Source organism: Burkholderia sp. PAMC 26561, assembly GCF_001557535.2.
In the GTDB taxonomy this organism is placed as follows: Bacteria; Pseudomonadota; Gammaproteobacteria; order Burkholderiales; family Burkholderiaceae; genus Caballeronia.
Window position 1 is genome coordinate 204,687 of the sequence record NZ_CP014310.1, and the last position, 25,924, is coordinate 230,610.

At 60.6% G+C, this 25,924-nt stretch carries 22 protein-coding genes and 4 pseudogenes; 9 read left to right on the plus strand and 17 right to left on the minus strand.

The genetic code is table 11. The features are described 5' to 3' along the window. Positions 1–127 precede the first annotated feature (127 nt). From AXG89_RS31475 to AXG89_RS31535, 13 genes are all read right to left on the minus strand, one after another. A complete protein-coding gene (locus AXG89_RS31475; protein ID WP_062174476.1) occupies positions 128–1,888 on the minus strand; it encodes a VWA domain-containing protein in 1,761 nt (586 codons plus the stop codon). Next, on the minus strand, positions 1,885–2,553 hold the full coding sequence (locus AXG89_RS31480; RefSeq protein WP_062174478.1) for a TadE/TadG family type IV pilus assembly protein: 669 nt from the start codon (positions 2,551–2,553) through the stop codon (positions 1,885–1,887). The genes AXG89_RS31475 and AXG89_RS31480 overlap by 4 nt, the downstream gene beginning before the upstream one ends. Continuing rightward, the gene (locus tag AXG89_RS31485) at positions 2,550–3,044 is read right to left on the minus strand and encodes a TadE/TadG family type IV pilus assembly protein (RefSeq protein WP_069638477.1); all 495 of its coding nucleotides are present in this window, start codon (positions 3,042–3,044) and stop codon (positions 2,550–2,552) included. The genes AXG89_RS31480 and AXG89_RS31485 overlap by 4 nt, the downstream gene beginning before the upstream one ends. Next, positions 3,041–3,913, minus strand: coding sequence for a tetratricopeptide repeat protein (locus AXG89_RS31490; RefSeq protein ID WP_062174480.1), 873 nt, complete (start codon positions 3,911–3,913; stop codon positions 3,041–3,043). Before AXG89_RS31490 ends, AXG89_RS31485 begins: the two co-directional genes overlap by 4 nt. Beyond that, complete coding sequence (locus AXG89_RS31495) at positions 3,910–4,869, minus strand: type II secretion system F family protein (RefSeq protein ID WP_062174482.1); 960 nt, start codon at positions 4,867–4,869, stop codon at positions 3,910–3,912. The genes AXG89_RS31490 and AXG89_RS31495 overlap by 4 nt, the downstream gene beginning before the upstream one ends. Next, complete coding sequence (locus AXG89_RS31500) at positions 4,866–5,774, minus strand: type II secretion system F family protein (RefSeq protein ID WP_236873596.1); 909 nt, start codon at positions 5,772–5,774, stop codon at positions 4,866–4,868. Before AXG89_RS31500 ends, AXG89_RS31495 begins: the two co-directional genes overlap by 4 nt. A gap of 56 nt (positions 5,775–5,830) precedes the next feature. Beyond that, the gene (locus AXG89_RS31505; RefSeq protein ID WP_062174487.1) at positions 5,831–7,243 is read right to left on the minus strand and encodes a CpaF family protein; all 1,413 of its coding nucleotides are present in this window, start codon (positions 7,241–7,243) and stop codon (positions 5,831–5,833) included. Continuing rightward, complete coding sequence (locus AXG89_RS31510) at positions 7,243–8,463, minus strand: AAA family ATPase (protein WP_062174489.1); 1,221 nt, start codon at positions 8,461–8,463, stop codon at positions 7,243–7,245. The genes AXG89_RS31505 and AXG89_RS31510 overlap by 1 nt, the downstream gene beginning before the upstream one ends. 37 nt (positions 8,464–8,500) lie before the next feature. After that, a complete protein-coding gene (locus tag AXG89_RS31515; protein WP_236873597.1) occupies positions 8,501–8,905 on the minus strand; it encodes a CpaD family pilus assembly lipoprotein in 405 nt (134 codons plus the stop codon). Next, complete coding sequence (locus AXG89_RS31520; RefSeq protein ID WP_062174493.1) at positions 8,895–10,364, minus strand: type II and III secretion system protein family protein; 1,470 nt, start codon at positions 10,362–10,364, stop codon at positions 8,895–8,897. Before AXG89_RS31520 ends, AXG89_RS31515 begins: the two co-directional genes overlap by 11 nt. A 49-nt stretch (positions 10,365–10,413) precedes the next feature. Further along, positions 10,414–11,409: a Flp pilus assembly protein CpaB gene (gene cpaB, locus AXG89_RS31525; RefSeq protein WP_062174495.1), complete on the minus strand. Its 996-nt coding sequence runs from the start codon at positions 11,407–11,409 to the stop codon at positions 10,414–10,416. An 11-nt stretch (positions 11,410–11,420) separates the two neighbouring features. Then, positions 11,421–11,930, minus strand: a complete 510-nt coding sequence (locus tag AXG89_RS31530; protein WP_062174497.1) for an A24 family peptidase — start codon at positions 11,928–11,930, stop codon at positions 11,421–11,423. A 73-nt stretch (positions 11,931–12,003) separates the two neighbouring features. Continuing rightward, positions 12,004–12,183, minus strand: a complete 180-nt coding sequence (locus AXG89_RS31535) for a Flp family type IVb pilin (protein WP_062174499.1) — start codon at positions 12,181–12,183, stop codon at positions 12,004–12,006. A gap of 617 nt (positions 12,184–12,800) precedes the next feature. On the opposite strand from AXG89_RS31535, the pseudogene AXG89_RS31540 reads away from it, so the two are divergent. Next, positions 12,801–12,881: pseudogene (locus AXG89_RS31540) on the plus strand (H-NS histone family protein); the annotation flags it as partial. Beyond that, positions 12,859–13,475 (plus strand): annotated as a pseudogene (locus AXG89_RS31545) (IS66 family transposase); the annotation flags it as partial. The pseudogenes AXG89_RS31540 and AXG89_RS31545, both read left to right, overlap by 23 nt. 103 nt (positions 13,476–13,578) lie before the next feature. Here AXG89_RS31545 and AXG89_RS31550 read toward each other — a convergent pair. The 3 genes from AXG89_RS31550 to AXG89_RS45060 are packed head-to-tail and all read right to left on the minus strand — an operon-like array spanning position 13,579 to position 15,371. Beyond that, positions 13,579–13,767 (minus strand): hypothetical protein, encoded by a 189-nt coding sequence (locus tag AXG89_RS31550; protein ID WP_062174501.1) that lies wholly within the window; start codon positions 13,765–13,767, stop codon positions 13,579–13,581. Between the two features lie 27 nt (positions 13,768–13,794). Continuing rightward, the gene (locus AXG89_RS31555) at positions 13,795–14,874 is read right to left on the minus strand and encodes an IS3 family transposase (protein WP_062172173.1); all 1,080 of its coding nucleotides are present in this window, start codon (positions 14,872–14,874) and stop codon (positions 13,795–13,797) included. After that, positions 14,871–15,371 (minus strand): transposase, encoded by a 501-nt coding sequence (locus tag AXG89_RS45060; protein ID WP_062172171.1) that lies wholly within the window; start codon positions 15,369–15,371, stop codon positions 14,871–14,873. Before AXG89_RS45060 ends, AXG89_RS31555 begins: the two co-directional genes overlap by 4 nt. Positions 15,372–15,915: 544 nt before the next feature. Between AXG89_RS45060 and AXG89_RS31560 the strand changes: the two are divergent. Next, a pseudogene (locus AXG89_RS31560) lies at positions 15,916–16,875 on the plus strand (IS5 family transposase). Positions 16,876–17,090: 215 nt separating this feature from the next. Here AXG89_RS31560 and AXG89_RS31565 read toward each other — a convergent pair. Further along, complete coding sequence (locus AXG89_RS31565; RefSeq protein ID WP_205583103.1) at positions 17,091–18,377, minus strand: hypothetical protein; 1,287 nt, start codon at positions 18,375–18,377, stop codon at positions 17,091–17,093. 722 nt (positions 18,378–19,099) lie between these two features. On the opposite strand from AXG89_RS31565, the pseudogene AXG89_RS45065 reads away from it, so the two are divergent. The 6 genes and pseudogenes from AXG89_RS45065 to AXG89_RS31610 all read left to right on the plus strand — a co-directional run. Then, positions 19,100–19,567: pseudogene (locus tag AXG89_RS45065) on the plus strand (PAS domain-containing protein); the annotation flags it as partial. Beyond that, positions 19,557–19,793, plus strand: a complete 237-nt coding sequence (locus AXG89_RS43760; RefSeq protein WP_062174513.1) for a PAS domain-containing protein — start codon at positions 19,557–19,559, stop codon at positions 19,791–19,793. The pseudogene AXG89_RS45065 and the gene AXG89_RS43760, both read left to right, overlap by 11 nt. A gap of 66 nt (positions 19,794–19,859) precedes the next feature. Next, entirely contained in the window at positions 19,860–20,378 is a 519-nt protein-coding gene (locus AXG89_RS44105) for a GGDEF domain-containing protein (RefSeq protein ID WP_062174514.1), read from the plus strand. An 8-nt stretch (positions 20,379–20,386) separates the two neighbouring features. Beyond that, entirely contained in the window at positions 20,387–21,475 is a 1,089-nt protein-coding gene (locus tag AXG89_RS31595) for an EAL domain-containing protein (protein ID WP_062174516.1), read from the plus strand. Between the two features lie 2,443 nt (positions 21,476–23,918). Continuing rightward, positions 23,919–24,749 carry a DUF3658 domain-containing protein gene (locus AXG89_RS31605; RefSeq protein WP_082771679.1) on the plus strand — a complete coding sequence of 277 codons (831 nt, stop codon included), beginning with the start codon at positions 23,919–23,921 and terminating at the stop codon, positions 24,747–24,749. 294 nt (positions 24,750–25,043) lie between these two features. Next, positions 25,044–25,919 (plus strand): tyrosine-type recombinase/integrase, encoded by an 876-nt coding sequence (locus tag AXG89_RS31610; protein WP_062174522.1) that lies wholly within the window; start codon positions 25,044–25,046, stop codon positions 25,917–25,919. Positions 25,920–25,924 lie beyond the last annotated feature (5 nt).

The window sequence follows — 25,924 nt, forward strand, 5'->3', positions numbered from 1 at the left end:
TAGAGACAAAGAGCACTGCCGTCGCATGAGAAGGGTGAGCCACCGATCGCATACGTCGGGCGAATAACTCGATCGCAACCATTCGATGTCGTCCAGTCGCCACGGCCCTTCCTCGAAGGGCCACCTGTCATTGAGTCAGCCGGAGTGTGGAAAGATTATTGGCGATCGTGTCGAAAGCGGCGTCGAGCTGATCGTTGGTTGGCGCCGGCAGGTAATTGCCGGTGGTCGCGCAGTTTCTCATCGTCGACATCGCCGCGGACGACACGCTGCCGAAGGTGATCGTGTACACCGTCACCCCGCTCGCCTTGATCGCACTGCATACGCCAAGCTGGAAGGTGTTGAGGTCGGTCGAATTTTCGACCTTGCCGCCGATCAGCGGGGTGCCGTCCGAGCGCGCGATTGTCGGCGCCGAGATGTCGTTCGAACCCACGCCCGACAAGCCGTTGAAGTAGTTGTCCGCCGGGACCGTGTTCGCGGAACCGACCGAATTTTCACCGTCCGACAGCACGACCAGCACGCGGTGCAGGCCGAGCGTGGTTTCGGGACGCGGCAGCGTCTTGTCGTCGGAGATCCAACCGTTATTCACGCCGGCGCTCTGTTGCGACCAGTCCGAATCCAGCATGCGCCAGCCCCACAGGAGGCCGCCGGGCACGATAGTGGAGCCGTTCGGCGACATCCGGCTGATGGCAGGCTTGAGCTTGCCATTGACGTCGTTCGTGAGGAATGTCACCGGGTTTGCGATGCAATCGGCGTTCTGCGTCACTTTCGTCGTGGACTTGGCGGAACTCAGCTTGTCGTACACGGAACCGATGCCCGCCCCCTGCGGAGAAAATCCGCAATAGTTCACGCGCCCGCCGCCGATCGTCAGCGGCACGCCCATGACCGGCGCCGACTGCGTGCTGGCGGGCGTGCCACACAGCGCGTCGGTGTAGTTGCGCACCTGCATGCCGGTCTGCGGCACGTTGTAGTAATACGGCGTGAACTTCATCGAGTCGCCCGGGCTGTAGGCGTTCGGATACAGATAGTGGGTTTCCGACGTGCGCGGCTCGGCTGCGCATCCGCCCCAGCCCGCCACCGTGCCGTCCGGCGACGGCTTCATGGCCACGTTGGTATGGTTGTATGCGAAGGCGTCCTGCGCCATCCAGGTGCCGCTGCCGAGCAACCCGCCCGTCAGATTGACCGTCGTCGTAAACGGCACGATGCCGATGTACGTTTCCACGTCCGTGTTCGTGAGCTTTTCGAGCAGCGTGTTGGCCGCCGCCTTCAACGCATCCATCTTGCTCTGGCCGCCGCCGATCGAATCCGCCATTGACCCGGTGTTGTCGAGCACCATGACGAGTTCGATCGAGCCCTTCGGCTGGAACGTGATCTGGTTGGTGGTCGAGACGGTGGGATTGGGACCGAGTGCCGTCGGATCCGCTGCGCTGCTCGATCCGGCATTGCTGGTGTTGTTGTCGACGACGACCGGCGCCAGCAGGTGCAGCGTGCTGGTAGTCGAGACGCTCACGACCCGCGCGCCGGCGGAATTCTGCGTCATCGTGGCGTTGAAATCGCTCGCCTGCATGGTGATGTTCATAAAGCCGGTCGGCATGTTCGCGTCGTAGTATGCGCGCGCGTCCTTGCGCCACTGCATGAGATCGTTGCCGTACACCGTCTTAAAGCGCTGCGAGTTCCACGCGGCCGAGATGCCGGCGATGTCGCCAGCCCATTGCGCTCGCGCGCGTGAGGTGGCGCCGTCGATCATGTTCAGTGCGATCGACATCACGGCGATCATCATGCTCATGCAGAACGCGAACACGACCGTGATCGAGGCACGGTCGTCCCGCAGGAAACGCGCGACGCGGTCGCGCCGACGGGACGCGGGTACAGGTGAAGAATTCGGCTTCATGAGGAGGCCACCAGCTTGAGCGGTTGTCCGGAGCGCGGCAACACGTAGATGCGCTGATAGAGCGTCTGGACGCCGGGGGCCGCGCCCCAGAACTGCCGCAGGATCGCGAACGGGTCGTACTGGTACATCACCTCCACCACGATGGCCGAATCGCCGTTGCGAAATGGCCAGGTGGCCGGCAGCAGATTGCCGCTCGCGACGTGCGAGCCGAGACCGCTCGCGTTCCACGGCGCGCCCTGCTGCCACCAGATCTTCGCCACGCCCGACGCCATCGAATACTGCACGGGCTTGTCGGTGCCGCATGGCGTGGTCGTCCCGTCGCAAATCGACGTGATGTACACGGCGCCCGACTTCTGCAGCGCGATCGGCGCGCTCAGCATCACGGCGGCGTTCCACATTGCGCCGAGGTTGTTGGCGTTGCTGGTCGACGCGTCGTCGATCACGGTCGGTGTCTGGCCGAGCGAATCGCCGAGCGTGAAGGCCGCCTGCTGGACCATGCTGTTCGCGCGCATGTAGAGGTAGATCTCACAGAACCCGAGCATCACAAACAGGATCAGCGGCACGATAATGGCGAGCTCAATCGTGACGACGCCGCGCTCCGAGCGCAGGAGCCGGCCGAGGACTGCGCGAACGCGCTTCGGAAGCGAAGGAGGAACGCTGCTCATTTTTCGTTCTGTACGATGAAGTTGCGTTGGAAAGTGAGCATCGGCACGCCGAACAATTGCGGAATACCCGAGACGCCCGGTGTCGTCAGCACGATGTTGTACGACACCACGTCGCCGTAGGCGCCCGCGCCGGCCGAATAGCTCGAAGTGCCGAGGTTGCTGTAGTTGCCGTAGTCGAGCTCGGTGACCGTCACCGTGGTGCGGGGCATCTTGAGCCAGCCGCCTAGCACGGACAGGACGATGCTCTTGGCCTGCGCCTCGCGTGTGCCCGAGCTCGGCGGCGTGACGGTCAGCCCCACCCGCGACGCGCTCTGCGCCGCCATTTGCACCGTCGCGTCGATACTCATGTCCACCGCCAGTTCCACGGTTCCCAGCACGAGGATGAAGACGAGCGGCGACGCGATTGCGAATTCGATAGCCGACACGCCGCCGTCCTCGCGTGTCAGCCGGTTCAGGAAGCGCTGCGAAGCGCACACGACGGCGGCCTTCACTTGATGCTCGCCGCTTGCACGGACGCGAGTGGCACCGCCGTCGGCCGCGCCGCGCCGCTCGAGACCGCGCCCGTGCGCGTGCGCTGCGCCTCGTAGAAGCGCAGGTTGTCCTGCACGGAAGCCTTCGGCAGGTCGCGCCCGAGGATCTGCGCGGCCGCGTCGTCGTTGCCGAGCAGCCCGTAGGCGAGCGCCAGGTCCTGGCGCGCCTGCGGCGGCGCGCCAGGAAAGCGCGTCACGTCGAGCAGCACGTTCGCGCCCTCGCGCGGATTGCCCCCGAGCACGAGCGACAGGCCAAGGTTCACGCTCAGCACCGGATCGCCAGGATTGGTCTTGAGCGCCTGGCGCAGCACCGCCTGCGCTGCCGCATGATCGCCCTTCATGTCGAGCGCGACGCCGAGCCCCGCCGACGACATCGGCTCGTCCGGCGTGCGCGCGAGCACCTTGCGATAGGTCGCGATGGCGTCGTCGAAACGGCGCTGGCGAATCGCCACTCGGGCGCTTCCGACGAGCGGCGCGGCCGCGCTCGCGTCGGCCGCGCTCGCGCGCTCGTAGTACACGCCCGCGCGCGTGAAGTCGCCCACGGCGTAAAGCGTGTCGCCAAGGCCCGCCAGGCCCGGCACCGAATGAGGGTCCGCCTTCACCACCTTCTCGAAGAGCGTGGTCGCGAGATCGATGTTCCCCGAGTCCAGCGCGCTTTGCGCGATGCGTAACTCGCTCATGGAACTAGGCGCCGAGTTGCGCGTGACGGGACGCGTCTCCGCGACGCGTTGCGTGGTCGTCGTGCATGCGGACGTGGCAAAGACGAGCGTGGCGGCGATGGCCGCGAAGCATGCGCCGCGCGCGAACGTGTTGGGTCGTAAAGCGTTCATTTGTGCAGGAAGTCCATGAGCTGGATGACGGCCGGGCCGGCCGCAACGGCGACGACCGCCGGGAGAATAAACAGCATCATCGGCAGGACCATCTTCGGGGCGAGCTTCGCCGCCTTCTCCTCGAGAGAGACGATGTGCTGCAGGCGCTCCGTGCGCGAAAGCGTGCGCAGCGCCTGCGTGATGGGGGTGCCGTACCGCATAGACTGGGTGAGGGTCGAGATCAGCGCGCGGATCGACGGCAGGTCTATGCGCTCGCCGAGGCTCATCAGCGCGCGGGTGCTGTCGCCGGAGAGCTTGAGTTCGTCGGCGGTCAGCATGAATTCCTCGGACAGCGGCGGGCAGATGGTCGCGAGTTCGTCGGCGACGCGCCGGATGCTCACGGCGAGGCTGTTACCGGCGTTCGTGCAGATGACGAGCAGGTCGAGCGCGTCGGGCAGGGAACCCGCCATGCGCTTGTTGCGGCGCGACGAGCGGAACGACACGGCGTATTCCGGAATCATCATGCCGACAATGAACGCGCCGAGCATCGCGACGCCGCGCATTAGCGGATAGGGACCCACGACGGGCAGGTGTGTGCCCATCATGATCGTCACGGCGGCTGCCGCCAGACCGAAGCAGAACTTGACCGAGAGCAGCACGGAGGCGGCCGACTGGCTGCGGTAGCCGCTCTGCACCATGTCCCGCTGCAGCTTCGCGCGGTATTTGGCGTCAAACAGCGGGAGCTTCTCGCCGAGTGCGCCGAGACGGCGCACGAGGCGCGCCTTGAACGCTTCCTCTTCCACCACCTCGTCCTCGGGCGCAGTGATGAGCTGCTGGTTGCGCACAGCCAGGCGCGCCCGCTCGGCAATGCGTCCGCGGTTGCCGCCGTGCTTCGTCTGCCACCAGATGGCGAGCGCGGCGAACAGCGCAAGCAGCATCAGCAGGTTGATGAGGGTCTGGGTGTTCTCGGGGCTCATCGCGACGTGTCCAGGCGGGCCAGCTTGCTGATCAGCACGAGACCGAAGACGACCGACACGAGCGCGTAGGTGAGCAGCTTGTGACCGGCCTCCGTGTTAAAGAGGATCATGATGTAGTCCCGGTTCATCAGGTAGAGACAGGCCATGATGCAGATCGGGATCGCGGCGAGGATCTTCGTCGTGATGCGGGCCTCGGCAGTGAGCGCCTTGGTCTTCTGGCGGATCTCGCGGCGCGTGCGCACGATGACCGCTAGGTTCTCGAGCGTTTCGCCGAGCTGGCCGCCGGTCTCGCGCTGCAGCAGCAGGCACACGCAGAAGAACGAGAAGTCGGCTACCTCGATGCGCCGCATCGCGGTGGCAAGCACTTCGTCGAGATCGCGCCCGACCTGCAGCGAATCGCCCATCAGCTTGAACTCGCGTTTGAGCGGCTCCGGACACTCCTCCGCCGCCGAACCGATCACGTGCGTGACTGGCACGCCCGCGCGGACCGCACGCACGATGAGGTCAATGACGTCCGGGAAGCCGTCGAGGAATTTCTTGCGAAAACCCTGCACGAGTCCGTTGTACGCGCGCATGCAGAGGAACACGGGCAGGCCGAAGATCAGGAGCGGCTTGCTGAAGTCGGGCAACGGCATGAAATGGGTCATGAGCAGCGCGACCAGCTCCCCGCCCACGATCGCCCCGATCACGATGCGGATACCGCGTTTGCCCGACACCGTGCGCAAGCGCGCGAGCTTCGGGCTGAACCAGCGGGTGAGCGCGTTCTCGCGACGGTCGACGGTAAACATCGCGTCAGCTTCGAGGACGCCTTTTACCGTCGGCTTGGCCACAAACGACTGCTGCATGCGCGTCCTGATGCGCGCTTCCGGCAGCTTGCTACGCAGGTCGAGCACGGTGATCACCATCAGTCCGCCTAGGATCGCGCATACGAACGAGCAGAGCGTGAAGAGGTCGACTGGACTCATGACTTCATCGCCTCCATCAGCGCGTCCTCAAGTCCGTAATAGGCCGCGCGCTCGGAGAAGGCCGGGCGCACCGAGGCACTCTCGTAGATGCCCTTCACTTCCTCGCTGTAGCCTGACGCGTCGAAACGGAAGGTGAAGAGGTCCTGCGTGATGATGACGTCGCCTTCCATGCCCACCACCTCGGTGATGCGCGTCACGCGGCGCATGCCGTCGCGCATCCGCTCGATCTGCACGATCAGGTGCACGGCGCTCGCGATCTGGCGGCGAATGGAGAGCAGCGGCAGGTTGCCGTTGGCCATCATCACCATGCTTTCCAGACGCGTGATGCCATCGCGCGGCGTGTTCGCGTGGATCGTGGTCATCGAGCCGTCGTGACCGGTGTTCATAGCCTGCAGCACGTCGAAGGCTTCGGCGCCGCGCGTCTCGCCGAGGATGATGCGGTCCGGGCGCATCCGCAGCGCGTTGCGCACAAGATCGCGCTGCGTTACCGCGCCGAGCCCTTCCGCGTTTTCCGGCCGGGTTTCCAGGCTCACCACGTGCGGCTGCACGAGCTGCAGTTCAGCCGCGTCCTCGATCGTCACGGTGCGCTCGCCGAGCCCGATGAAGTGGGACAGCGCGTTGAGCAACGTGGTCTTGCCCGAGCCGGTGCCGCCCGACACGATTATGTTGAGCCGGCAGGTGCTCGCGAGCTTCAGCACGTCTGCCATTGCGTGGGACATGTTGCCCTGCTGGGCCATGCGGTGCAGCGTGATGTTGCGCTTCGAGAATTTCCGGATAGAGATGCTCGCGCCGTGGATCGCAAGCGGCGGCAGCACGACGTTCACGCGGCTGCCGTCGGCGAGCCGCGCGTCGACCATCGGGCTGCTCTCGTCCACGCGGCGGCCCACGCCCGCCGCGATGCGTTGCGCCACGCTCGTCACGTGCGCGTTGTCGCGGAACTTGTAGGGCGTGAGTTCGAGGCGGCCGAAGCGTTCCACATAGACCTGGTCGGGACCGTTCACGAGCACGTCGGACACAGTGTCGTCGGCAAGCAGCGGCTCGATCGGACCGAGACCGAACATGTCGTTGAGCAGTTCCACGACCATCTGCCCCTGCTCGGACATCGTCACGTTCAGGCGCTCGCGCTCGGCGATCGTGAGCACGAGCTGCTCCACGCCCGGTTTCATCTGCTCGCGCGTCTTGCCGACCACCGCCGACGCGTTCATCGAGGCGAACACGCCCGTGCGCACGATCTTGAAGAGCTCCGAGCGCACCAGTGCCTCGTTGCCCGCCACGATCGGCGTGTAGGTTGGCGTGACGGCCGCCGGCGGACTGGCCGCAACATGTGATTCCGCGCCCAGCGAGCGCGCTTCGTTGACGATGAGCGGCGCGACGTTCTCGCCGGGCGCGATCAGTTTCTGTCCGAACATCAGGACCTCCTGCGCTTGAACATCTGCAGGAGCGAGCGCTCAGTGCTCACGTGCTGCCCGGTCAGGTCGTTCGCAATGCGGGTGATCGACTGGTTGATGCCGGTCGAGGTCTTATCCTTCGGCGCCTCGCCGAGATTCTCGGCCACCGACAGCGCCTTCGCCTCGAACTGCACCTCATGCAGCACGTTGCGGCCGACCGCCGAGACGAAGTCGACGGTCTGCACCTTGCCCGCCGTCGATGCGTTTGGGCTGTTGAGCAGGAGCGAGGTCTGCGGGCCGTTGTCGCGATCCTCAATGTAACGCAGCATGCGGATGGTCTGGCGCGTCGAGTGGACGGTGCGGTCGGCGATCAGGTAGACGCGCGTCGCGTGGTCGAGCGCCTCGGAGGCGAGCGGGCCGACCGGATCGGCGATGTCGATCAGCACGTAGTGGAAGCTGTCGCACAGCAATTGCAGCACGCGCTTCAACGCGCCCGCCTGGAATGGATGCTCGACCGAATAGTCGAGCTCGGCCGACAGGACGAACAGGCGCGCGCTGCTCGCGACCAGCGTGCGGTCGAGATAGAGCGGATCAAGCCGGTGCATGTTAGTGAGCGCGTCGGTCAGGCCGCCGTTGCTCTGGATGCCGAGCATGCTGTTGGCTCCGCCGCCGTTCATGTCGAGGTCGATGTAGGCGACCCGGCGGTGCGTCGTGTCGGCCAGATGCCGCGCGAGATTGAGCGCGAGCGTCGTCACTCCGACGCCGCCACGCGTGCCCGTGAAGGCGATCGTCTTGCCGACGCGCGCCGAGGTGACCTGGGTGACCTTGCCCTCCAGTACGTTGACGGTGCGCTTGAGCAGTTCCACCGTCAGCGGCTTCACGAGGTAGTCGCGCACGCCGAGCTTGAGCAGGCTGCGAAAGAGGCCGACGTCGTTGCGCTCGCCGAGCGCGACCACTTGCACCGACGGCTCGCACACCTCGGACATGCGGCCGAGGTCGGACAACGGCATCGCTGAGCCATGCAGGTCGATCAGAAGGAAGAGCGGCGAGCGCTCGAGCTTCGAGACATACGCGATCGCCGCGTTGATGTCGCCGACGGCCACGTGAACGTGCGGCATTGCTTGCTCGAGCACGAAGCTCTTCAGCACCTGCTCGGTTGCGCGGTCGGAGACGAAGGCGATGAAGTCGGCGGCTCTCACGGCCGAGTTCGGTTTCGCGAGCTTGAAGTCGGTGGTGCTCATGGCATCGGTTCCTGGATACGGGAGGGCGTCGGCGGGCTTACTTCGAACTGCGCGAAGTCGCTTCGTCGAGCGGAATGATCCGGCCGGTCTCGTAGCGGCGCACCGCGCTCGCGGCGACGGCGGCATCAGCCGGCGCCAGTTTGGCGGGCGCCACAAAGTCGCGCGGATTGGCCACCTGCGCGGCGAGATTCGTATAGGTCGCGCAGCCCCACGCCATGGTCGGGCGCGGCAAGCCGCCATCGAGCAGCAGTGAGCGGTGCTCGAGCGGTTCGCAGTCGGGGGCGATCGCCTTGTGGCCGTCGTAGCCGATGACCGTTTCGTCCGGCATGCCGCGCGGCGGCGTCAGGCAGCCGGCTAGCGGGAGCGCCGCGATGCAGGCGGCGAGAAGCTTGAAGGTGCGTGCGTAGTTCATGGTTTCGGCTCGGTAGATCTCAGTAGACATATCCAGCCGCACCGACGAGACGCGGCTGCGGGCCCTGCGACGAGGTCGTGTCGCCCTGCTGGCGGCGCAAGCTGTACTCCACGTCGTTAGACGGCGAGACGAGCGATTCGATCGGCGTGCGCAGCTGGCCCGGATTGGTCGGCTCGACCAGGTACGGCGTCACCATGATCACGAGCTCGGTCTTGTTGTTCTGGTAGTTCGACGACGAGAAGAGCTTGCCGAGGATCGGGATCGAGCCGATGCCCGGGATCTGCGAGACCACGTCGGTGGTGTTGCTCTGCAACAGGCCGCCGATCGCGAAGCTCTGGCCGCTTGCGAGTTCCACGGTGGTATCAGCGCGGCGCACGCTCAGGCCCGGCACGGTCACGCCGCCAGTCGTGACGCTTACCGTCGTGTCGATCTGGCTCACTTCGGGACGCACTTTCAGGCTGATGCGCCCTTCGCTCAAGACGGTCGGCGTGAAATCGAGCTTCACCCCGAACTGCTTGAACTCGATCGAGATCACGCCGTTGATCTGCGAGACCGGGATCGGGAATTCGCCGCCCGCGAGAAAGCTCGCGGTCTGCCCCGACAACGCGACGAGGCTCGGCTCCGCGAGGATCGTGATTAGGCCTTCCTGGTTCAGCGCGTCGAGCACGCCCTGGATGTCGGTTCCGTTGGTATGGAACGCGCCGAAGATGCCGTAGGCGTTGTTGGTCGGCAGGTTGACCGGGTAGCTGACTTGGCCCGTCGAGCTCGTCAACGGATTGGTCAGGTCGTAGAGTGGCCGGCCACTGTAGACGCCCGCGAAGAAGTTGCCGGCTGCGTGGCCGAGCGACTGCCAGTTGATGCCGAGCTGCTGCGTGATGTTGCGATCGACCTCCGTGATGCGCACGCGCAATTGCACCTGCTGCGGCCGGTCGATCGTCATGCGGTTGACGAGCACTTCCTTCTCGCCGAGATACGGCGTGACCGATTGCACGACGGCATCGGCGTCGGCGGCGTTGGCGGCTTGTCCAGAGATTTCCAGCGAGCCGTTGCCGGTCGTGAGCTGCAGGTTCATCGCAGGGAAACGCTGCGCGACCATCGTGCGCAGCGCCCCCATGTCGCGGGACACCACGACTGTGCGCTGCAGGAGCGTCTTGTTGTTTGCGCCGAGCACGTAGAGCGTTGTGGTGCCGGCCTTCTTGCCGAGCACGAACACGGCTTTCGGCGAGGGCGCTTGCACGTCGGCGATCGCCGGATCGGCGACGAACACCGACGTCGCGTCTTCGTTCAGATGCACGAGGCTGCCCTTGCCGGCGTCGATATCGAGCTCGCCCGCGGTGGCCATGGCGGCAGGCTTGAGCGGCACCCCGCGAGGCGTCGCGGGAAGAGGCGTCGCGGCGAAGGCCGGCGTCGCGAGCAGCAGGGATCCGGCCCACAACACGATGGCCGCGAGCGCTCTGCTAAGGGGTGAGGAACTGACCTGCGTTTTCATGACTTCCTGTCTTGAGCAATGGGTGCGATGTCGGGAGGAACGCATACGCTTAACGCGCAACCGGCAGTGGCGGCAAGCCTTCGGTGCCCGTGCCGCCCGGCTGGGCGCCCATGCTGGTGTCGGGTTTCTCCGAGCCGCGATAGACAGTGACGACCTTCGGCGCCGGCGCCGCCGCGACATTGATCGGGGCGTTGGTGACCGCGACGGCGCGCGCGCGCGGCAGGTCGCGCAGCGCACGCGAGATGTCGCCGGCCCAGACCGGGGCACGCGGGGTGTCGGCGGTGGTGTCTGGCGTGCCGGCATCGGCGCTCGACGAAACCGCGACGCCCGAGGCCAGCGGGTTGCGGTCCTTCGAGACCGTCGCGAAACTGCGCAGCGCGAGCGACAAGCTGCCGAGGCGCGCGGCGACCGCCACCACTTCGCCCATGTGCGGCGTGACTTCGATGGTGACCGTGCGGGCGCGCTCGCTGTGGTCGGGCATGTTGCCGCTTTTCGGGCGAATAATGTCGGACCCCGACGCGAGAACGCGCACGTGCTCGACCACCGTCTCGCTCGACACCGCCAAGTCCGGCGCTTCGGTCTTGTGGTCCATCTGTTGCGTGAGCAGCAGGTCGACGTAGTCGCCCGGCTGGATCAGGCCCGCGTTGCCCGAGACGTCGTCCACCGCGACCGACACTGCCCGCATGCCCGGCTTGAGCGTTGCCGCGAGAAAACCCGGCGCGTTCGGCAGGATCACGTCGTCGGCGACAAGCACCGTGCCGGCGGCGACCGGATGGCGCAGCAGCGCGCCCTTCAGCTCGACCGCGCCCGGCACCCCGGAAACGATTGCGCCTGCAGGCACGGCTTCGAGCGCGACGTCCTTCCACTTCAGGTCGTCTTCGCGCATGAGGAGCCCTTGCGGCAGGTCGTCGCTTGCGATGCGCACCTTTTCCGTGTTGACGGTGGCGACGGACGGCCGCGAGACGCTTGCCACCACTACGCGCACGACCAGCGCGATCAGGATCGCACCGACGATCAGGATGCCGATTTTGATGATGTTGGACATGGAGAAGGCCTCTATCGCGACAGGAACAAGGGCAACGCGGCGGGCAGCACGATCACCGTTCCGCCACCCAGGGCGAGCGCGACACCGTAGGGCACGCCGCGCGCACCGGAGAACAAGGCCAGCGCGGCGGCGAGACGCGTGCGTCGGTGGGGATTGATGCGGCGCGTCGCGAGGCTGACCAGCGACACCGCCGTGCCGATCACCGAGATCAGCATGAGCGCTGGCAGCCACAACGGCGCGCCAGCCCAGAGAAAGACGATCGAAGCGAGCTTGGCGTCACCGCCGCCCAGCATCTTCAAGGCGAACAACAGCGCGCAGACGGCGAACGCGGCGAGCGCGATCAGCGTGTGTTCGAGGACCGCGGCAATCGGCATACGCATGACGAGTGCATCTACATAGAACAGCGCACCAATTATGAGGACCTGTCGGGTTGGCAAGCGTCGCTCGCGCACGTCGACGACTGCGAGCGACAGCAGTGCGACCAGTACGGCAAGGCGGATGACGAGGGACAGTGTCTGCACGATGGTGCGATCCGGAAGAGGGAGAAAAGTGGAGATTCGGACACCGAAGCCCGAACCTCCCGGGACGGCGGTATTACTTGGCTTGGCTCGTCGAGATGGTCTTGAACATGCTCGTGAACATGGTCGCGACGCTTGAATTGAACGTCGTGGCCATTGCGCCGAGCGCCACTGCAACGATACCGGCCAGGACGGCGTATTCCATGGCGCTGACGCCGCGCTCGTCACGAACGAAAAACTTGATGAACTTGGTCATGTCTATTCCCCTAAACTCGATGGTTAGCGTCAGCGCAGAGAACGGGATGTCCCTTTGGCTGACAGATCGTACCCAAGGCTGTGAATTTCAAAAGACCCGACAGAGGGCAGTTAATGCCTTAGTTCGTCCCTTTGTCGGTAGTGCCTTACCCGGGTGAGTCTATTAACGACTCGACTTTAGAAAACTTTAGGTATCGAGGGTGCTTGCGAGCAGGCTTGCGGACGAACGGAATTGTTTGTCCTGATTGGATATTCATCGATGGCGCAGTGCCAATCGTTTGCGGATTGATCCGCAGATAGCCCAAATGGACTGCAATTTGTATGAGTAAAGAAAAATGATAGTAAAAGTTTAGTGCGTGGAGACGGCCCGAGGTTGCGCCGAAGTACCGCAATCCTAAGAGCGCGGTGCATCGTGGACTGGCCGTGGACGTGCGCCCGCTTAGATCGCAAAGGGCAAAGACCGAATTCGGTGTCTGCTTGGATGACGCGGTCTCGAACGACGGACCAGATAAGCTCAAGACCTTAAACAGGAAAGCAACGGCGACTGACGCGCGTCGAGGATAATGAACGGGCCCGCAGCCGGCCAAGTACCGCAACCCCAAGTCAGGTGCGACGTGGAGCGGTAAAGGGCGTGCACCGGCGTGGTTGGCTAATGTTAAGAACTGCGCGAGATTTTTGCCTTGCTCACGCACGCCGTAAGTTCTATGACTTGCATGTCGCCAGTCGAAGCCAGATTGCTGAAAATGCGTTGCGCTACATCAGCCAGCTGCAAGATATCGAGCGCGAGGCTCGTGATCTTTCCTGCGAAAATCAATTAGAACTTCGCCAACGATGCGCGCGTCCCGTCGCCGAAGCGCTGCACGCCTGGATGGTTCTGCAGCGCTTCGCCAACGATGCGCGCGTCCCGTCGCCGAAGCGCTGCACGCCTGGATGGTTCTGCAGCGTGCACGCGTGAACGAGGGTTCGTCCATAGCGAAGGCGCTCGATTACAGTTTGCGGCGGTGGGCAGCGCTAACCCGATACCTCGATGATCCGCAGCTTCCCGTTGATAACAACTGGTGCGAAAACCAGGTAAGGCTGATCGCGTTAGCCGGGGAACCTGGCTCTTCGCGGGTTCAGCTCGCGCCGGCCGGCGTCAAGCCGCAGTGATGAGTCTCATCCAGTCGGCTAAGCTTAATGGGCACGATCCCTATGTCTATCTGAAAGACATCCTCACACGACTGCCTACGCAGCCTGCCAGCCGGCTCGATGAGCTTTTGCCGCACCTCTTGGCAGCCTCAGCTTCAACAGTAGGCTGACGTCGGCTGCCGAACCCCTGGGATCGCCGGGCGCTTACGCCCAAGTCACCTGAAGGGAAGAATATCTAGCCATATCCTCTCGCATGAATCGGGCGCGGTTAGTAGAGCCACTGAGCCTTCTCACTCAGTTCGAACCTTCCCGTGCCGACGAGCGCGTTGCGCAGTTCCCTGTCGCCTTCACAGCTTTCGATGCACACGCCAATGCCGACGTCGGCGGTCGCCCGCGACTGCTCGGTCCTCAAGCAGTGCGTGATCGGGGTATCAAGGGCGGTCGCGGAAGTTTTCAAGCTAGTTGTCGCCTCGACGCATGAGATTTAAGCTGCTTTTAGCTCCTGGTTACGGGGTTGCGAAACGGCGCTGATTTTGTCGTCGCGATCCGGATTGAGATGGACCACATGAATGCGTTGCCAGTTGCGCGTTTGGCTTTTCCATCGCAGCGGATTATTTTGTCGAGCGCTCTCGTAGAGGGTTGCACGACGATTCAAGATGTCTTGGTCGAGATTTCGGTGACGCTGGGCTGGCGTGACGAAGCGAATCGCGCTGTGGCGATGCTCATGGTTGTACCAGCGCACCAGTTCGGTGACCCAATCGCGCGCGGCGCATAATGTGTCGAACGGTTTGAGCGGATAGGCCGGACGGTATTTCAGCGTTTTGAACAGCGATTCTGAATAAGGATTGTCGTTGCTGACTCCCGGGCGACTCAATGACGGCATGACGCCCAGGGACTGCAAGGTAGCCAGCATCGTGGCGCCCTTCATCGGGCCACCATTGTCGGAATGCAGAATGACTTGATCTGGCTGTATCGCCTCACGCGCGCAGAGATCCTTGAGGACCTCGCTTGCCTGGGCACCGCTCTCCTCGGCATAGACCTGCCAGCCGACGATCATGCGGCTGAACACGTCCATAAATAGATAGAGATAAAAGTACTGCCCGCGAATCGCTGAAGGCAGGTAAGTGATATCCCAGCTGTAAAGCTGGTTCGGCGCATCGGCCATGACAGCGCGTGGCTTGCGGCACGAGCGGGGCGCCCGCTCGCTGCGCCGGTGAGCGAGTTGGTTCTCGTCTCGCAGGACGCGGTAGAAGGTTGATTCCGAGGCAATGTAGCGTTGCTGATCGGCCAGCCGGGGAACGATTTGACTGGGCGGCAGATGCCCGAATTCGGCAGAGTTCGCCACGGCCAGCAGTTCCGCGCGTTCATCAGCAGAAAGCTTATGGGACGGTTCATAGTGTCGCGTCGAGCGCCCATCGAGCGAGTCAGGTTCACCGCACAGCCAACGTTGCACAGTACGCTCGCTCAATCCCAGTATGCTACACGCAGGTGCTTGCCGAGCCCCGGCCGAGGTGGCCTCGCCGATCAAACGGATCACTGTTTTGCGATCTTCAAGGGCGGTCATGACGCCTCGTCCTCGAACAACGCACGATACTTTTTTTGCAGCACCAACAGCGCTGCCGCTTCAGCCAAGGCCTTCTCCTTACGGTTCAATTCGCGCTGAAGTTGCATATTGGCCTGCTTCAGTTCACGGATCTCCTGAGCGCTCTCTTGGCGATGGCCAGCCCTGCCGGCGACGCAAAAATCCGCACCCCACTGCGCAAGATGATGGGCAAACAAACCCCGCTCGCGACACCACGCGTTCAGGGCTTCATCGACCAACCCATGGCTCTCATGCAAAGCCACCAGTCGCTCTTCCGGCGACCAGTCTTCTGGACGTTTTGCGTGTCCGGAGTCCAAGCTCCGACCTGCCGTGGCGCTACCTCTCATCCACTTCCTTAAGGTCAGTGCATTCATGTTCAATTCGTCGGCCACGGATCCGACTGTACGGCTTCCGCGGTTTAGGACCTTCGCAAGCGCCTGCTCTTTAAACTCGGCTGAATACGTTTGTTTCGTCTTCAATCTACCACCTCTGATCTCTTCACTAAGAAAATTCAGAGGCGACAACTATTGTGACGCAGGGGGGTCGCCTCGCCGACGAACCATAGCATGTGACCGCCAATGCTGGCGGAGCTGATCAGCTGATCGCCAAATGTAGTCCGTTCTTCGACACGGCGGCAAGGCCTTGCTTCCTTCCTTCAAGCGCCGAAGGCGATCAACACGATCATCGACTGCGGCAAATGTACACTGCAGCGCCGGACCAGACGTCGCAATCGACCATAGAAAAAGGCATGTCTGTGACCTTCGCACCCAAAACTTTGGCCTATTTCTGCGTCACATCAGATCGCTCAATATTCTTGACAAGCCAGCTGGGGAGCACTTCGACTCGGTCGTAGAACTCGTTGCTTTTGCGCTATGTGTTTAGCCCATCATCATCCTAGCGATTGATATTGGCGTTGTTGCAAAAAGCGATCGCTGTAGGGGTGACGTTCACTCGCAAGGATCGTGAGACTGGCTCTGTTAACTTGGGAAGGAACTGCGTAGATTCTCGATATTTGGCGGGAAGATGCGCAAGGACAAACCCAAGAGCCGCGAGCCTAAAGGGATCTATCGAGTCAGGAACTGGGCGGAGTACAACGCAGGGCTGATCGCACGAGGCAGCTTGACCATGTGGATCGACGAGAGCGCATTCATGAGCGGTAGCGAAGCCAGAGCCGTCAAGCGCGGCAGGCCGCAGGTCTACTCGGACGCCATGCTTCAGGCCGTGCTAACGCTTAAGCACGTTTATCATTTGACGCTTCGAGCCTCTCAGGGTTTTGTGCAAAGTCTTCGTGAACTCGCGTTTGCGGACCTGCCTGTGCCCAACTATACGACGCTAAGCCGCCGTGCACAGGAACTACAGGTGACGTTGCTCGAGATGTCGAGCGGCGACCCGATTCATCTGGTTGTGGATAGTACTGGCGTGAAGCTCTACGGCGAAGGCGAATGGAAGGTGCGCAAGCACGGCTACTCCAAGCGGCACACGTGGCCTAAGGTCCATCTCGGGCTGGACGTGAACACGGGCCAGATACGAGCCGCGCTGATGACGCATCAAGACGTCGACGACGCCAGCGCATTGTCCGGTTTGTTAGCCCAGATTCCTGCCGATGAGCCCATCGATACGATAGGTGGTGACGGTGCATACGATACAAAGCAGTGCCATCAGGCGATCGCTGGGCGCGGCGCTACGTCATCGATTCCGCCGCGTGAAGGCGCCAAACCTTGGTCTGAGGGCACACCCGGAGCAAGCTGGCGCAATGAGGCGATCGACGACATCGCGCGAGATGGCCGAGGCGAATGGAAGAAGCACACTGGCTACCACCGACGTTCGCTGATCGAAAATACGATGTACCGGTAAAAAACGCTCACGGGGAACTGTCTTTGGGCGCGCTGCATTGGTTCACAAGCGACGGAGGTCGCCATCCGTGTTGGCTTCATCAACCACATGGTCACGCTTGCACGCCCGCAGTCCGTGCGTATTTCATGAATTTAGAATCGCGGGTGAACGCCCGCCTGCACCGTCGATTTTTGCAACAACGCTATTAATATTTGAAAAAGACATCTTCAGAAGAAGTTTATGGCGCCAATCGCATTTCCATCAAAATGGCCGCGTGCAGGCTGATCGCCGAGCAGCGAATTAAGAAGGCTTCAACGCAAATGCGCTTTGGCAATTTGCGGGAGCGCGACCAAGTAAGCATAGAACTATTGAGCCTCGTCGTACCACGTATAGGTTGGTAACGTTGGAATCGACGTGCCCACTTGCAGCGTGATCGACCTATGCGATGTCAACTCTATGTCACCGAGCGCGCCCATGTAACGCCGTACATCGCCGTTGTCATTAATGTATGCGACTACGGGCCCCTGCACGCCGGCAACGTTCGTGAGCGTCAGCGGTTCGCCCCATAAATCAAAGAATTTGCCAAGCGTGAAGTTCTTGACCGTGGGCGTTTCCATATGAACGATGCCCGTGTTGTCGTGCGTATGGGTCTCGTAGTTGCAAGTTGCCGGGATGCCGATGTGCGATGGCAAAGCCAGTGATTGCGCGTCCTTGTAGATCGCGATATGCGCATGCACGTGGTATGTCTCGACCATGCCTGCCGCACAGATAATTCCATCGATCGTCTGACCCGTAGTTCCTCCGGTAGCCGTATCGCCGTCAGGCCAGTAACGGTTGCCAACCGTGCCGCCATAGCTGAGCGTGATGGGCGTCGGATCGAATGGAGGCGGATCGCTCCAGGCGTAAGTGGGGATCTGCGAGAGCGGCGAGCCGAGCATGATTGTGACTTCGCGGTTTGGAACAAGCGCGATATCTGACAGGTTGCCGCTGTACTGGATCAACGTGCCGCCATCGTTCACGTAAGTCGTGACTGTGCTCGACGTCACGCCCGCGATGTTGGTATTGGAGAGCGTCTGCCCCCAGACCGCGAAAAACTGACCGAGCGTGTACGGCGACGCCGGATTTGCCGCCATCCTTACTTTTCCGGTGTTATCGACGGTGTGAACGGGATACACGCAACCCGTCTGCAATGCGAGTGTCGGCTCCACGGTCCCGATGCTCGAGGGCAGCGCGAGTAGCTTGCCATCCTGATAGATTGATATATGCGCGTAGTTATAGCTGCTGCCGGCGACTGTGCACGACAACCCTGCAATGGCCTGTCCCGTACCGCCAGCACTGGTCGAGCCTGCTGGCCACTGTTGCGTCCCGAGCGCGGTGCCGTCGGCGATCGCAAACTTCGCAGCGAGCGTGGGAGCTTCGGTCGCGTTGGACGGGCTGCTGGCGGATGACGGACTGCTGGCTGTTGTTGGGCTGCTAGCAGTTACTGGAGCGCTGGCTGGCGTCGCATCGCTTGCTGGCGTTGTCGCGGGTGCGGTCCCGGTTGTCGTGGGACTTGTGGATGTGCTGCTGTTCGAGCCGCCACCTCCCCCGCACGCACTCAGAAAAAGAGCACCGATAAAAATGGCGTACGGGATCCTGAAGCGATTTGTCATAACTTGTCTCTCCGAACTATTTGCGCCAGCGACGACACGTATGGCCGATTTCGCTTAGGTATGTTGAGTAATCAAAAAATCTTGGCTGCGGTTGCGCGGATCATTGCATACAGAAATTTCAATAAGCAGATCACTTACCAAGTCTTTCAATACAAGGTAAAAAACTCACGCCCGTCTAATCGATCGGCAAGTTAACGTCCACTCCGCTTGCACCCGATTCGGTTCCGCCCTGTCCAACCGTTCCGAACAGGGGGCGCTTTTCATTCATGCGCCAGCCGAACATGGAGTCAGCCTGATCGCGTTGTGGCAACAGAACAGGGCGGCCGTATGAGCGCCGACGGGAAGAATGTCAATCTCCGAGCGCTCAAGCAGCAGAGCTATTGCAACCATGCTGTCGTCAAACTAGGGACGCCCGTGTTCCTAACTTGGCAGGTCTACGGGACGTCGCGGGACTGGTCGCCGGCGATCTTCGTATCCTTTGTCGCGCTCGCAGCAGGATTGACCTTGGTCAGATCCGCTCACGCCGCCTAGTTTAATTTTTTCCGATACGTGTCGTTAACCAAGAATCTGCGCGGAGGGAAGAGGTTAAGCGGTCATCGTATTCGATCCATAAGCTAACTTCGTTTTCCTGCCATCAGCGCGTATGGTCGGAACTCTTATTGGCGGGTGACAATGCTTGAGAATCCGATGAATTACTCCTTACTTCCGCCGATGCGCAAGCAATGGAGAGAAGCATAGGGCGAATCGCCTTCGCACCCGACGGCAGCATCCTTCGTGTGAACGAGCGCTTTTTGGAACTCTTCGACTACAAGGGTTGGGAACTCATCGGGCGCAATCGCAGCATCTTCAAGCCGCTTGCAACAGGCGCAAGCGCGTCGGACGAGATTGATCTGGTCCTCGAAACCGCCGAAGCCTTCTTTGGCGAGATGCAGCAATTGAAGCGCGATGGCACGTCCTTCTGGGCCGAGGTTTCCTGCATACCGATCGCCGCCGAGGACGGCGCGGTCGGCGAGATCGTCATGCTGGTGCGCGACGTCACCAACCGCTTGATGTCGGCCGCCGATGAAGCCGACCAGATCGCCGCCATCAACATCTCGCAGGCCATCATTTATTTCGCGATCGACGGCACAATCCTTCACGCCAATGACAAGTTTCTGGACCCGACCGGCTACCGGCTCGATGAAGTCGTCGGCAATCATCATCGGATGTTCATCACTGCCGGCGAGGATCGATCCGTCTTATGCTGCGTTCTGGGAATATTTGCGGAAGGGTTCGCACGCTTCCGGCGAATATCGACGATTCCGCAAGGACGGGAAGGCCGTCTGGCCGCGTGCAACTTACAACCCTATTCTCGACATCGAAGGCCGCCCGTTCGAGATCGTCAAATATGCCGTCGACGTCACGCTGGAGAAGTAGCAGAACGCCTATTTCGAAGGCCAGATCGCCGCGATCAACAAGTCGCAGAGTGTCGTATCGTTCGACATGGACGGCAATGTGCTCGAGGCGAACGACAACTTCCTGATCCTGATGGCCTACACGCTCCGCGAAATTTTCGGCCAGCACCATCGCGTGTTCCTCGACAAGGAAACCGCCGCGCATACCGCTTACGCGCGCTTCTGGTGCGATCTGCGCGAGGGCAAGTCCTCTCGTCGAAGTTCAGACGCATCGCCGCGAACGGGGCGGAGGTCTGGATCCAGGCGTCCTATAACCCGTCTACGACCTGAACGGCAAGCCCTTCAAGATCGTCAAGATCGCCACCGACATCACCGCCGACGTTTCGCTCGCGCCGATCTTTCGCGCGCCCAGAAAGAAGTCCAGCACGACCCGGCGACGGGCCTGCCGAACCGGCTCGGTCTGCGCAAGTTCATGCGTCAGGCGCTTTCGGCGACCGACAGCGAACTCGCGCTCTTTTATCTGGATCTCGATCACTTCAAGCCAATCAACGATACGTTCGGCCATGATATCGGCGACCTCGTGCTGCGCACCGTCGCGCCCGTCTGACGGGCGAGGTGACGGAGGGTCAGCTCGTCGCGCGGATCGGAGGCGACGAATTCGTCGTCGCCGCCTCGAACCTTTCGCGGCCGCAGGTCGTCGAACTCGCGGAACGCCTGATCGAGGCGGTGTCGCAGCCGATCGCCTACGGTGAGCGGTGGCTCGAGGTCGGTCTGTCGATCGGGATCGCGCTGACGCCGCAAGATACGCTTGAAGAGGACGAGCTCTTCCGCTTTGCCGACGTCGCGCTCTATCGTTCCAAGGGCAATCAGCGCGGCACCTTCACCTTCTACACTGAAGATGCGGAAACTTCCGCCGAAACCGAGAGGCATCTGGCGCACGACATGCCGATCGGGATCAAGGCGCGTGAGTTCGATCTTGCCTGCAGCGTGCGCGTCTGTGCGACGAACGCGATCGCCGTCGAGGTCCAGCCCTGGTGGAACCATCCGACGCTCGGACGGCTCGGTACGGAAACCTATCTGCGCGTCGCCGAACAAAGCGGTCTTGTCGTTCCACTCGGAGACTGGATCGTGCGCGAGGCCTGCAAGCTCGCCGCGCGCCTGGCCGAGATTACCGTTTGCGTGTCCGTCTATCCGAAGCAACTCCTGACCAGCGACTTCGCCGTGACGCTGACGCTGGCGCTGCGAGAGAGCGGCGTGGACGCGAACCGCCTCGAACTGCGACTCGAACGCGGTACTGCCCGCGTCAACACGGAAAGCCTTCGCGCTGACCTTGCAAAGCTTAGGGCGATGGGTCTCGATGTCGTGGCTGATAGCGTGCTTGCCGGCGAACACGCGCTTTCGAATCGCGCATCTTGGAGCGTCGACCGGGTGATGGTCGACGCGCGCCTCGGTGCCATCCTCAAGAGACAGGCCCACCCGCTCGCAGACGAGATCGCCAGGATCGAGGCCGACGATGCGAAATCGACAATCTCTGGAAAGCGGTGCTTCGAGATTGACGCTAAGGCGGGGCTACGGAGCTTCGTGGTGTTCAATGCGACCAAAACGTCCGACATCGCGGCCGCGGTTCGCGAGACGAACAAGCTGACGGAAGACTTGCGGGTTGATGACGACGAGGATATTGAGAAGAAAAAAAATGCGGCGTGAGCGCACCCGTAGATTAAGGACAAGCGACGTAACAGGCATGATTTGCCAAAAGCCGGTAATAGCTAGAAGGAGTGGCCGGATTGTATACTCAAAGACGAGCCACAGAGGTCTCGAGCAGGCAACATGCCGGTTAAAAGTCGGTTTTGCTTGATGCGGATTAATCAACGGCTACACACTTCGCCAGTCCAACGTCGGACCGGGTTCGGCCAGTTCCAGACGTTCGGTAAGACAGAAAAAGTCGTTGAGAGTATTCTCGTGGCTCCGATCCATAAGATCGAATCTAAGCGAATGAGCAACTCATGTCCAACAATGGAATTAGGAATGTCGATTCCGAAGCTTCAATCCTTTGCTTCTTGAACGAAACGCATCGATTGCATGATTCATGCGTTACATCCGTTGAGTTTAATGATGGACGCTTTGTCGATCAGAACGGGGGTATGCATTGCGGGGCCGGCACTAAAGCCAAACTGACCCTGAGCTTGGACAGTCAAATTGGAAAGCCTCCAGCTGAATTCAAATATTCAAATTGATTTTCGCGGGTGTTTCTCGATTTGAGTACAGCCATGACGCTTCGTACGACGGCTTGATCTTGTCGTGCGAAGTCGCCATTAATGATGGAATGGTGCGTTTTGCATGCAATGAGTGGGATAACGAACCTCGCCCTCTAGTTGTCGCCGAATCATTCAGTTACCTTATCGTTAGCTAGGCCAGTGACCTTTCGGGTTAGCCAGCTCTGCGTAACGTATATATGGCTTGAACGTGCTAGCAACTCTATATCAACGTCAGGCAGAGGTTGAAGCGGGCTCGCGCAACGACCGTTTTTAAGAATACGAGAGTTCGCTCAGGGTCCGTGTGGAGCCGTCGGTGTCAGGCAGAAACCGGGAAGGTTGAGACACCCAACTCCCTCGCAAAGATCGCCGACAATCGCAGCGGCGTCGCGCAAGGTCCATATTGTCGAACGTTGTACGGGTTAAATATTTTTGTTACTCAGTCGTTTCGACCCAAACTTTAATAACTCTACTCGGGTAATCGCGAAGGTGTGTAACCTCGACGACGTCCCCGACCTTAACGTCCAATGTCGATGGTATATTTATCGAGTCCAAGCCGATTTGCACCGTGATTCGAATATTTGTCGGAGTTCCGCGCCCTTGAACAATGGAAATTATCATCCCGTGTTCTGTCACTGAAGGACTTTCCTTCAAGTCTCGTGTGACTGCTGACGGAAGCAGGATAAACAAGTAAAAAACACCAAATGTGCACGCTAAGAGTACGCCGATTGCAAGCTTATTCTGACGGAAAATTTCCATATTTAATCTGAGATGTCTGGTCTTGCTAGAGCTTTCTATGTTTGCGATCCTTCTGAAGAGCAGGTCAGTCAGATAGCAGCGAGACCACACTTCGTCGCGACTGCTATCGTAACGGCTTTCTTGGAGGTTTCGTAAAGCTTCGACTTTTCCATCAAACAAGCGCTACATGAGGCAGATTTCGACCACCAGCGGACGCTCGACGCTGAAAGCTAGATCGCCGACAATCCGATAGCACAGACAACGGAGAAAAATTCGGATAGCTCGTCGCTCGGGCCTATATGTCGTTGTTTGGGGCGCCGGCACTGATGCCGCCCTTCGATGTTTGGCTAGACAAGAAACGATGGGCTCGCAATCAGCCTACGAAATTACAGCGGTCTCGCGATTACCGAACGAAAAGACTACTCCGATTACCTTCAGAAAGTGGGCCGGACGCCGTAAAAGCATTGGACCACCGGTCTCAACTGGCGTGATGGAATTGGGCAACGTTCCGAATCTCTAGCCCGGAATCTCAGCTCCTCGCCTTCATGGGGAGCACTCCGCGGTTACATGGAGTCACGCCTATAAAGGTTTGACCTTATCAGGTACATTGCTTTATGAGCCATTGGAGTAGGGGCATGTCCAACAAAAAAGTAACGTTTAATTTCTGGGAAAGAAGAAAGCTCGATGCGCACATTTATCTGCTCGAAGTTCTCGGATCGAGGCCACGAGCGCCGCGGGACGTGTTCTGCTTGCTTATAACGCCGTTCGCAATCGCTGGCGCGATAGCTTTCGTCATCGCAATGCCGAGCTGGCCGATTCGACACAACGCAGCGAACATGCCTCACAAAACCATCCAAACGACGGTTGACGACGTTCGTTGGGCTCGACCCGGTCCACGAGGCGGTTTTGGAATAAGTCCACTCGCAGCATTCCGTATAGAAGGCGTACAGGTTGAATGGTCAGTACCTAGTTCCGTGCATCGCGGAGACAAAGTCACGGTGACCTACGCAGTCGATACTGATGGACGAGTTCTTATCGTGAAGATAGCCCCATCGTAAAACCGTCTGTGTACAGCCGTAATGGGTCGTCGAGTTGATGCACGCTAAGACATACTCGCGCGTCGGTCTGTAGTTGTAACCTTTTCCAGTAACCCCGTCATGCGCCCTGTTCACTTCCTCTTTTGTCCGTCAGGTGCCGGTAGCCTGCGTTACGCACTCTCTCAGAGCGGGCCGTCACCAGAGGTTCTTACGCTATTCGATGACTTGAGCTTCGGCCCGCTCAATCCAAAACGTAGAGCGGAATGGTGGCGAGAGAATTTTGACGACGAGGATAAGAACGATCACGAAGACACGATTTCTAGGCTTGAAGCTCGGTTTTGGACAATGGCTTCTTCTGTTGAAGTCGAGCCGATAGTGTGGGTCAATCGAACCTCTCCGCAGGAACGGACTGGGCTTCTAGCATTCATCGTCAACACGGGTGGACGTCCGTTCCGGCTTATAGATGTGACAGACATCAAGTTTCAAGATTCCTACCAAGCGGGGTTGGCGAGCCCAACGTCCATCGGTAGCTTCTTACCTCGCACACTGTCTGAGATATTGCGGAATAACGAACCAGCTTTTGCAGACCCTCGTCTGGTTCAGGAATCGCTCGCAGATTGGGAGCGACTCATGGAAGAGGATGCAATCCTTCGTATTGTCGATGCAAACGGACAATTGGTCTCTGTATCGGATGACTACTTCGATAGATGGATTCTTCGGTTCGTCGGAGACCAATGGACTCGGGCGAATCGCGTAGTTGGCGAAGCTCTTGACGCTTATCACCGCGAGTTCCGTCGCAGCATCGGTGACTTATTCCCGTCGCGTCGTTTGCAACTGCTCGCAGAGGCATCGATAGTGGAAGTCAAGGGCACGCTGGGCGTTCTTCACGAGTACAGCGTCAGGCTTCCGCATCGCATATTCACGGACGATTCGCACAATGCTCTCGATTGACATCGTCGACGTATCACCAGCGATGAGCATTTTTCCTCGGCAGGTCATGGCTTACCGTGCAGACTGCCCATGCGCTGATGACCGCGATTGAGCGTCCGCTTTTTGCTTATGTTAGAAGTCCATAGTGGGTCCCGGGTGCTGCCGATCACTGAAAGGCAGCACCCGGCCAGAGGACTAAACCGCTCGCGCGGTAGGCCCTCCGTTTGAGGCATGTGGTTTTTCGGAAGGACCCGGCTTGATTTCCTATGTTGATTGATGAGGCGATCCGCCTCGTTACTCGACAGGAGCCGAGCCATGACGACATCCACCGAAGTTATCAGCCCGTTACGCCAGCGCATGATGGACGACATGCGGATGCGTCGCCTCGCGCCGACCACGCAATCCAACTACCTTCGCGTCGTACGCGAGTTCACAGTCTTCCTCGGACGCTCGCCCGACACCGCGACCGTTGAGGAATTGCGACGCTACCAGTTGCATCTAGTTGACCGCGGCGTGTCGCCAGTCTCTCTAAACGCCGCGATTACCGGGTTGAAGTTCTTCTTCGGCACCACGCTCGGTCAAGAAGCATTAATGGCCAAGATGCGTCCGATTTATCTCCCGCGCACTTTGCCCGTCATCCTCAGTCGCGATGAAGTGGGTCGACTGATAGCAGCAGCCAGTAATCTCAAGCATCAGACGGCGCTCGCCGTTGCTTATGGGACCGGATTGCGCGCCAGTGAAGTGGCAGCCCTGAAGGTCGGTGACATCGACAGCCAGCGCATGACGCTGCGCGTTGAACAGGGCAAAGGTCAGAAGGATCGATACGCCATGCTCTCGCCGATCCTGCTTGAGCGGCTGCGGGTCTGGTGGCGAGTGGCTCGAGCCCAAGGCAAGATGCTCGACGGCGGCTGGCTCTTTCCCGGGCTCAACCCGATTGAATCTCTCAGCACCCGTCAACTCAACCGGGCGATCCATGCGGCCGCCGAGGCCGCCGGAATCGACAAGCGCGTGTCCATGCACACTTTGCGCCATAGCTTTGCCACTCATCTACTGGAACAGAAGGTCGATATCCGCGTGATTCAAGTCATGCTTGGGCACAAGAAGCTTGAGACCACAGCGCTTTATGCCCAGGTCGCCACCGATATTCTGCGTGAGGTGATCAGCCCTCTTGAGGGTTTGAATCGCGAATAGGTCGC

Excerpts from the sequence above, each read along its gene's own strand:
- AXG89_RS31555 (WP_062172173.1), bottom strand. The coding sequence starts at position 14,874 with ATGACCGCCCTTGAAGATCGCAAAACAGTGATCCGTTTGATCGGCGAG.
- AXG89_RS44105 (WP_062174514.1), top strand. The coding sequence starts at position 19,860 with ATGGACGGCAATGTGCTCGAGGCGAACGACAACTTCCTGATCCTGATG.
- AXG89_RS31480 (WP_062174478.1), bottom strand. The coding sequence starts at position 2,553 with ATGAGCAGCGTTCCTCCTTCGCTTCCGAAGCGCGTTCGCGCAGTCCTC.
- AXG89_RS31605 (WP_082771679.1), top strand. The coding sequence starts at position 23,919 with ATGCGCCCTGTTCACTTCCTCTTTTGTCCGTCAGGTGCCGGTAGCCTG.
- AXG89_RS31505 (WP_062174487.1), bottom strand. The coding sequence starts at position 7,243 with ATGTTCGGACAGAAACTGATCGCGCCCGGCGAGAACGTCGCGCCGCTC.
- AXG89_RS31475 (WP_062174476.1), bottom strand. The coding sequence starts at position 1,888 with ATGAAGCCGAATTCTTCACCTGTACCCGCGTCCCGTCGGCGCGACCGC.
- AXG89_RS31510 (WP_062174489.1), bottom strand. The coding sequence starts at position 8,463 with ATGAGCACCACCGACTTCAAGCTCGCGAAACCGAACTCGGCCGTGAGA.
- AXG89_RS31495 (WP_062174482.1), bottom strand. The coding sequence starts at position 4,869 with ATGAGCCCCGAGAACACCCAGACCCTCATCAACCTGCTGATGCTGCTT.
- AXG89_RS31515 (WP_236873597.1), bottom strand. The coding sequence starts at position 8,905 with ATGTCTACTGAGATCTACCGAGCCGAAACCATGAACTACGCACGCACC.
- AXG89_RS31535 (WP_062174499.1), bottom strand. The coding sequence starts at position 12,183 with ATGACCAAGTTCATCAAGTTTTTCGTTCGTGACGAGCGCGGCGTCAGC.
- AXG89_RS31490 (WP_062174480.1), bottom strand. The coding sequence starts at position 3,913 with ATGAACGCTTTACGACCCAACACGTTCGCGCGCGGCGCATGCTTCGCG.
- AXG89_RS31610 (WP_062174522.1), top strand. The coding sequence starts at position 25,044 with ATGACGACATCCACCGAAGTTATCAGCCCGTTACGCCAGCGCATGATG.
- AXG89_RS43760 (WP_062174513.1), top strand. The coding sequence starts at position 19,557 with ATGAAGTCGTCGGCAATCATCATCGGATGTTCATCACTGCCGGCGAGG.
- AXG89_RS31500 (WP_236873596.1), bottom strand. The coding sequence starts at position 5,774 with ATGGTGATCACCGTGCTCGACCTGCGTAGCAAGCTGCCGGAAGCGCGC.
- AXG89_RS31565 (WP_205583103.1), bottom strand. The coding sequence starts at position 18,377 with ATGACAAATCGCTTCAGGATCCCGTACGCCATTTTTATCGGTGCTCTT.
- cpaB (WP_062174495.1), bottom strand. The coding sequence starts at position 11,409 with ATGTCCAACATCATCAAAATCGGCATCCTGATCGTCGGTGCGATCCTG.
- AXG89_RS31520 (WP_062174493.1), bottom strand. The coding sequence starts at position 10,364 with ATGAAAACGCAGGTCAGTTCCTCACCCCTTAGCAGAGCGCTCGCGGCC.